This is a genomic window from Pseudoalteromonas sp. SR41-4 (genome assembly GCF_014163985.1).
Taxonomy (GTDB): Bacteria; Pseudomonadota; Gammaproteobacteria; order Enterobacterales; family Alteromonadaceae; genus Pseudoalteromonas; species Pseudoalteromonas rhizosphaerae.
The window spans coordinates 1-7,280 of record NZ_JACJEI010000063.1 but is presented as its reverse complement, the minus strand read 5'-3'; the positions used below and the strand labels follow the sequence as shown (position 1 = coordinate 7,280).

General features: G+C 35.9%; 8 protein-coding genes. 1 reads left to right on the top strand and 7 read right to left on the bottom strand.

What is annotated here, in order from left to right; translation table 11 throughout:
- Positions 1–858: 858 nt before the first annotated feature.
- From H5180_RS23845 to H5180_RS23125, 6 genes are all read right to left on the bottom strand, one after another.
- Entirely contained in the window at positions 859–1,281 is a 423-nt protein-coding gene (locus tag H5180_RS23845; protein ID WP_226894546.1) for a tetratricopeptide repeat protein, read from the bottom strand.
- 181 nt (positions 1,282–1,462) lie between these two features.
- Entirely contained in the window at positions 1,463–1,729 is a 267-nt protein-coding gene (locus H5180_RS23145) for a hypothetical protein (RefSeq protein ID WP_077535649.1), read from the bottom strand.
- 242 nt (positions 1,730–1,971) lie between these two features.
- Positions 1,972–2,352: a hypothetical protein gene (locus H5180_RS23140; RefSeq protein ID WP_077535648.1), complete on the bottom strand. Its 381-nt coding sequence runs from the start codon at positions 2,350–2,352 to the stop codon at positions 1,972–1,974.
- Between the two features lie 81 nt (positions 2,353–2,433).
- Complete coding sequence (locus tag H5180_RS23135) at positions 2,434–3,105, bottom strand: glutathione S-transferase N-terminal domain-containing protein (RefSeq protein WP_182759236.1); 672 nt, start codon at positions 3,103–3,105, stop codon at positions 2,434–2,436.
- A gap of 18 nt (positions 3,106–3,123) precedes the next feature.
- Complete coding sequence (locus tag H5180_RS23130) at positions 3,124–3,816, bottom strand: glutathione binding-like protein (protein WP_182759235.1); 693 nt, start codon at positions 3,814–3,816, stop codon at positions 3,124–3,126.
- A gap of 14 nt (positions 3,817–3,830) precedes the next feature.
- Positions 3,831–4,451, bottom strand: coding sequence for a LysE family translocator (locus tag H5180_RS23125; RefSeq protein WP_182719141.1), 621 nt, complete (start codon positions 4,449–4,451; stop codon positions 3,831–3,833).
- A 93-nt stretch (positions 4,452–4,544) separates the two neighbouring features.
- Between H5180_RS23125 and H5180_RS23120 the strand changes: the two genes are divergently transcribed.
- Complete coding sequence (locus H5180_RS23120) at positions 4,545–5,423, top strand: LysR family transcriptional regulator (RefSeq protein ID WP_182759234.1); 879 nt, start codon at positions 4,545–4,547, stop codon at positions 5,421–5,423.
- 216 nt (positions 5,424–5,639) lie between these two features.
- Here H5180_RS23120 and H5180_RS23115 read toward each other — a convergent pair whose 3' ends face one another.
- Complete coding sequence (locus tag H5180_RS23115) at positions 5,640–6,491, bottom strand: hypothetical protein (RefSeq protein ID WP_182759233.1); 852 nt, start codon at positions 6,489–6,491, stop codon at positions 5,640–5,642.
- Positions 6,492–7,280 lie beyond the last annotated feature (789 nt).

The following is a 7,280-nucleotide window of genomic DNA, read 5'->3' as shown; positions in this document are numbered from 1 at the left end:
ATTTGCGGGGCTGAGACACATCGCATTTAATCAGCTAAAAGCAGAAACAAGCTTTAATAAAGGCATGCCCGCAAAACAGAAAAAAGCTATGCGCAGTACAGATTACCTTGAAAAGGTATTGAAATCATAGACTTTTTTCATGCTCTTGCCCTGGCTATAACTCATGCTATAAGTAAGCAAGTTGACCCAGAAAAAAAAGCAGCATTAGTAGAATTTTTGCTGGAATTTACTTGAAAATTTTCGTCACTGTGCCGCATATAAAATCTGAGCTAGTACAAAATAAGATTTTTTCAAATCCCACTTTTAAACTTATTGTTGCCGACTTGATTTAGTTAACCTAAGTCACTTATTTGTGCCCGTTAGGGTTTTAGCTATGATAATTCAGGACATGAAACAATTGTTTTTTCAAGTATTAACGAACTAGACGCTCAATAAAAAGTGGGACAATCACATGTAATTTGAGATATGCCCAGCTTGTTAGGCATATTATTCTTTTAAGGAAACTGCGTTATAAAAATGACACGTGTATAACGTATCTATATGCAAGTCAGTCGGATTTACAGAGATTGACTTTCATATTAAATCTTTCTTCCATTATGCGAGTGCTAGACTAAAATTTTGTTCGAGCGTCCGTTTACTATTCACTTATTAATGAGCCTAATCTTTAATGGACAGAGAAGAATCCAAAGCCACAACATACAAATGGATCAAGTCTTGCATTTTGTTAATTTCATTTTCCAACGGCCGCTTACCGAAGTTCGGCTCAGTGCCATATGCGGACATTGAAGCCGACTTAATAATACTGATAACTACGTATTGTAAATCTGCTCGAATTGCCACTAGTAAATGTGTTTCGTTTTACCAAGTTCTGTCTAAATCCTGAGCGTATAAAGAAATAGCTCGTTGATATTCTTTAATAGCATTACTATTCGTCGTGGATACTAAAAGTTCGAGCAGCAACTTTGTTGCTTCTTTGTGACGACCTATGTTGTAAAGGCACATGGCATAGAAAGGTTGGATTTCAATGCAACTAGGATACTCACTGATCGTTTGCTCGAAATAGCTTAGGGCCTCTGAATACATACCAAGGCTTCGATAGTTAATTGCCAGTCCAAACAAAGCATCGAATCTTTCAATGGATGATAAAGGACCTGTAAGAGATGTCAGATAATGCTCAACCGCTTCTTTCTCTTTACCTTGATTGTCGTACGACCAAGCAATTTGTAAGTGAGCTTTAGCAGAATATGTCTCATTATCTAGTAGCGTTTTAAGTAACGCTATTGACTCATGATGTTTGCCTCTTTTCGCAATTGAATTGCTTGTTTTATTATACTTTCCATAATCTCCTCAAAGCTAATAACATCTTAATAAAGTACATTACACAAAATAGCTATCCACCTTAAACACTAAAACCAAGGGACAGGAAAAATGTGACAAAAACTGATTCAACTCTACAAGTTCGTCATAACCGCCAAGTTTCTTGTGTTTTTTCACCACGCACTATCTGATAAATAGCTATGTTTTTCTCAATCAAAAGTGACACCAAATCTGGTACGCACTGAATAGGCATTATCAGTTCATAACCAAACTCTAATTTGGTTATATTCTTCGAATGATAATGACCTAGAAATGAGCTAATGATTGTAAGAGCTTCGCCCTTCCACTCACCAACCTCAAAGTAGAATTTATACATATCCTCGCTATAGTCTTTTGGTGTATCACTTGTCATCTATTGTCTCTTATTTTTTACAATTCGTTTTTAGTATCAGCTCTTAAAACAGTTAACTATAATCCATTATTAATCAACTAGAGTGAATTGCATCCACACAGTAATTTAAAATCTCAAATACGGGTTAGTAACCTTTATTTGAGGTTGATTTAGGTAAAATTTATATATGTCTGTGTATGTATAACAGTAAAGTACTTTCCAATTGATAAGTGGTACAGCTAAACTATCAGGGGTGGTTAAAGTTAATACTTTTCAAATGGCTTAGCAAACACTTGATATTCATCTGAATAAACTATTTTTCCAGGTCTTTCTGTTCTGATTTTTTCAACTACGATACCTTTACTTTCTAGCAATACAACAAATTCTCTAACCTTAGAAATATGTTTTTTGGCCGATATTTTGAACCAACTTATGAAAATATCAGCTTTTCTAAGTTTTTGAGCATTCAAATAATCCAATGGCGATTCTAGGTGGTTGTTAAACCACTCCATAATGCTCTCTGCTTGTTCCAACTCATAATCCAAAAATTTATTATCATCTTTCATATACCTAACAGCAAGAAATAGACCTAGACGCTGATTTGACTCATGACAAAATTCGTTAATTACAAAGCGGATATACATATTACATTCCACAAAACTTTTATTGCAGAGCAAATCATTACTCCAGTCCCTTTTCTAAGGTTAATTTTTAAAGACATTACGTTAACTTGAAGGTGCACTATATCGATTTGAAAGCTCGACATACCATTCTCTAGTCTTTTCTGGAAGTTCATGATGACTGAAAGGTTCGCTCGTTTGAAGTAGCCACTTCAAGCTACCAAAAATGATGAAATCAGCATATGTTGGATTTAAACCGCCTACAAACCTTGCTCTTGTGAGGTACTTTTCTAAAACCAATAATTTTTTTAGTAAACTAGATGTAGCTTCAGCACTTTTGCTTTCTTGTACATCTTCAAGAGGCATTGAGAAAAGAGCTTCTCTTGATTTTCTAAAATATGCTTTATCTTTATCTTGTAATTTTTTGTAAATGTCAAAAATTGCAATCTGTGCGATATCAGAATGAAGCGAGTTAGACCACGCTTCAATAAATCTAAAGGTTTGTTTTGAATCTTCATTTGGAAAAAGTAAAGGTGTATCTGGGTAAGTTTTGTCCAGATAGACAGCAATATCATATGAATCATTAATAGCATTGTTGTTATCTGATATTACTGGCACCGTTTTAAATAGCCCTTTACTGATGTTTTTAATGTCCGTGAAAGCTACTTCTTCGCATTCAAAATTCACCCCTTTAAAACTTAACGCCATTCTTATACGCCAACAATAAGGACTAAAAATAACCCCATTTTTTCCTGCTAATTCATACAATTTAATCATGTTGTTCTCCTAAATAAATCACTTAACATGCGATTGATTAAAAAGTAGGTGCGACGCCTTTTCATTAACCGTAGGTTGGGTATTAATTCTACTTGCCACCTCAAAAGCTTTAATTGTTGACGGTCTCGTTTTGATATTATTTAACCAGCGCTTAAGGTTACTAAACTTCTCAATATCAATACTTTGAAAAGCATGTATTCTTATCCAAGGGTAACTCGCGATATCAGCAATTGAATAAAAGTTACCAGCTAAATATTCAGTTTGCGCCAGTTGCTTGTCCATAACACTATAAAGACGATTCGTCTCATTTTGATAGCGGTTAATTGCATAAGGTACTTGCTCAGAAGCATAATGTATAAAATGATGATTCTGTCCAGCCATAGGGCCAAGTCCGGCTACTTGCCAAGCTAACCATTGTAAGACTTTATATTTATCAGTGAGAGATTCACCGATTAATTTCCCTGATTTTTCAGCTAAATATTGCAAAATAGCGCCTGATTCAAAAATGCTGATTGGTTTAAAAGTATTGAATGGGGCGTTATCGATTATTGCTGGTATTCTTTGGTTGGGGCTCAATTCGCTGAACTCAGGTGAAAACTGCTCCCCTTTAGATATATCTATTGGATATAAATTGTAATCCAAACCTAGCTCTTCAAGTGCCATCGTAATTTTATGACCATTGGGCGTAGTCCAGTAATATAAATCAATCATAGTGATACCTTAAGTTATTGAGTAATGCTTGTTAAAAATTGATTAAACATAAACAAAGCGAAGATAAAAAAAGTAAATGCTGATAGTCGATTGAAGTAATTTGCGAACTTGTCAATGCCTATTGTTTTAGTTAAGTAGTTAAAACTAAAATAATAGAAGCAATGAACAAGTAATACATTTAAAGCAAAAATACTTGTTAATAGTGTTGCTATACCCGCAGAAATATAATTTTCTTGCATGTATGTAGGAAAGATGAATATAAAAAAAGCAAGTGCTTTTGGGTTCAGTAGACTGATGACTAGGCCGTGAAAAAAATGTTTTTTCTGTTCATTGCTCAAACTATTTTTATATTTAAATGCCTTAAGATTATTTGCTGCCAAATATAAAAAATAAAAAGCTCCTGCAAGATTAAGAACCTTAAATGCGCCGCCAACGGCTTCTGTTGTAAACATGATTAACAACGTTGCAAAGAAACCTACTATTAATATTCCTGTTGCAACACCCAGAACCCCCTTCAGTACATCTTGTGAATTAGCATTAAACACATTGTGAATTGTAAATAACACAGCTGGACCTGGACTAAGCACAGTCAGGAATGACACTAATGCAAAGCTAATTAAGTGGTAAGTTTCCATATTGACTCCATTTGATTTACGAGCCCATTTTATACTGCTAGGATAAAATCACTAACCCACTTTTGATTAAAACAGTTTAAACCTGAGGTTTACATGGACAGATTAAAAGCTATTGAGATTTTCATTTCTGTTTGCAAGGAAAAAAACTTTTCGAAAGTCGCAACGAAATTTGATATTTCCACAACAATGGTAAGCAAATACGTGAATTTTCTAGAAAAGGAAGTAAATATTAAACTACTTAATAGAAGTACTAGAGGACAAAACATAACAGAAGCTGGTGAGGTGTATCTAAACAAAGCTAAAGCGTTACAAAAGCAATATAGAGATTTAGTTCTTTCAATGGATGATTTTACAAAAGAGCCTGAAGGTTTGATTAACGTGAATGCTCCGCACAACTTTGGTACTCATGTATTAACAACAATCATTGCCGACTTTTTAGAGGCCAACCCCGCAATAAGAATAGACCTTACATTATCCGATACTTTAACTGACGTTGTTTTAGACAATTATGATATCGTTTTCAGAGTCGGAGATTTGAAAGACGCTTCTTACATCTCAAAGAGAGTTTTTTCCCAACAACTTATTTTTTGTGCTTCACCAAAATACCTAAAAACTAACGGTCCCCCAAAAAATATAACGGATTTAGAAAATCATCATTTTTTAGGCTTTAAACCTTGGTTTGATAGCTCTAATTTTAAAAAGGAGTTTAGAATTGACCTCTTACATTTACAAACCAGTAGATTCATTAGTAATAATGGTAGTGCACTAAAAAATGCAGCACTCAAGGGGATTGGCATTATTCTTCAACCCTATCATTTGCTTGAAGAAAGCATCCAATCTGGAGAACTCATTAGAGTACTTGAAGGGTGTCAACCAAAAGTTAGAAATGTCCACCTTCTTTATGCAGACAAAAAACAACCGTTAAAAGTTAGGAAGTTCATAGATTTTGTTTCAGAAAATTTAACTAACTAAGGTAAAGCATTATGCAGATCTCTATTACAATTTGCTTTAGAGTATTTACGTTAAATTATTTTGGGGGCATAAACAATTTAGATCCGAATGACGGCTCTGTGCCAATTGCGGACGTTCGTAACACCCACATAAAGGGCAGTAACACGTGGGCTAAAATCCGAGCAAAGTGACAGAGCCCACGTGTTACTGTCCCAGCGAAGCGCCTTAATGTGTTTGTTAGGTAAATTTTGGTAAATCCAATCCCTGCTCGTTAGCAATGCTCAACATCGATTCCACATATATCTCTCTGGATTCTGGTGTTGAGTGATACGATGTTCCAATGAACTTTAAATACTTTGGCTTAACACCCCTTGTAATACAGATATTAATGCCTTGTATGGACTTGTGTACTTCATCAGAGATAGAAATAAAATCACGATCCATGTCAAAGTCATCAGATTGGTACTTAAAAAGTTGTGGCAAGCTGCCTGCTGAATAAATGCGCGTAAGTACATCCATTGAGCGTTGAATATCCATGTTACCGAATTGTTTATCTAGGAAAGAAGTAACGCCTGAAGCACAAAAGCCAACTCTAGAAATACAATTTGGATAATTCTTAGAGTCGGACTTAAATAACGTATCAGATAGCTCTGCTATCGCAGCTCCCACACTATCGAGAACTTTACCACCATGAAATTTGAAGCCGATTACTTCATAGAGTTTAATAAACTCTTGACCGTATGTAATTAAGGTCATCATTACACGAGTGCCAAAAAAGTCAGCAAATGCTTCTATACTTTTACTATCGTTTTCACTTTCGTCTTTGTGTTCATTATGCGAATGCATATAGTGAGCAACTTCATGGCTAATGATTAATGCGTAGTAATGAAGTGCATCGATGCCATCAACTGCAGCATAACAAAAATCATTAGAAAATCGGATGCGAAGGTCGTCTCCTACGCCAACAACGCTAGCGTGATGCCGCGAAGTAGAATTTAATTCTACTTTTAGCTCAAAGTTAGCAGCAGGAGTAAAAAAACTCTCTAAGTCCTTTTTGGCTGCCAATACTACATCTTGACCTGTTACCATGTGATTTTACCTAACGAGACTGTAGAATAACTCCAACAGCCAAATTCAATAAAGAAACGAGCTCCTGTGATTAACTCTAAGCGTTTTTAAAGCATTAGGTAATGCATTTAGAACCCATAAAACAGGCTGTTTTTCTTAAAAAAGAGTAATTCTACAGCCTCAACGCTAAGCTTTGGGGCGTTAGCACGTGGGCTAAAATCCGAGCGAAGCGAGCCAGCCCACGTGTTAGCGTCCAAGCGACCGAAGGGAGTGCCAACAGCGTTTTGTTAGGCGTACAACTGAAAGTACGCAGCTTTGCTGCCACCACTAGCCAATTAGGCCGCGTATTTAACTTATTGAATTTAAGATAAAACAACCCTGTGCGAAATGCCAGATGTTAACGACAATGCTGGATAAAAGAGCGAGTTTAGAAAGCTGATAATGCAGAATGTTGGCGTTACGATATTGATGAAAAACGCGTTGCTAAAGCCGTTGAAACTACCGAAGAAGCAAGCCGGAAAAACAACCTAGCGAAACAACCTTGATGCCGTAATGTCACGTCTGAACCCACATTTTAATGCTGTAAGCAAATGACGCCTAACGCCTCAAACAACTGCTTGGTAAAGTTGGCGGCCTTTTTGCCCATGCAAAAAAGCTGACAGCTTTACCAAGTCCGCTTGCTTTGACTTGATACTCATTGAGCCTCCTCCCCAGCATCGCGATTATTCGCTACGCTGAAAAGGCAACCAACCTTACAGGAGAAAGCTCAATGAACTTTTACAATAACATGCATCCATATTATTGTGGAAT

What these genes read in the sequence shown, in the direction of transcription:
- H5180_RS23140 (WP_077535648.1), bottom strand. Translation starts at nt 2,352, where the DNA reads ATGTATATCCGCTTTGTAATTAACGAATTTTGTCATGAGTCAAATCAG.
- H5180_RS23125 (WP_182719141.1), bottom strand. Translation starts at nt 4,451, where the DNA reads ATGGAAACTTACCACTTAATTAGCTTTGCATTAGTGTCATTCCTGACT.
- H5180_RS23120 (WP_182759234.1), top strand. Translation starts at nt 4,545, where the DNA reads ATGGACAGATTAAAAGCTATTGAGATTTTCATTTCTGTTTGCAAGGAA.
- H5180_RS23145 (WP_077535649.1), bottom strand. Translation starts at nt 1,729, where the DNA reads ATGACAAGTGATACACCAAAAGACTATAGCGAGGATATGTATAAATTC.
- H5180_RS23135 (WP_182759236.1), bottom strand. Translation starts at nt 3,105, where the DNA reads ATGATTAAATTGTATGAATTAGCAGGAAAAAATGGGGTTATTTTTAGT.
- H5180_RS23130 (WP_182759235.1), bottom strand. Translation starts at nt 3,816, where the DNA reads ATGATTGATTTATATTACTGGACTACGCCCAATGGTCATAAAATTACG.
- H5180_RS23115 (WP_182759233.1), bottom strand. Translation starts at nt 6,491, where the DNA reads ATGGTAACAGGTCAAGATGTAGTATTGGCAGCCAAAAAGGACTTAGAG.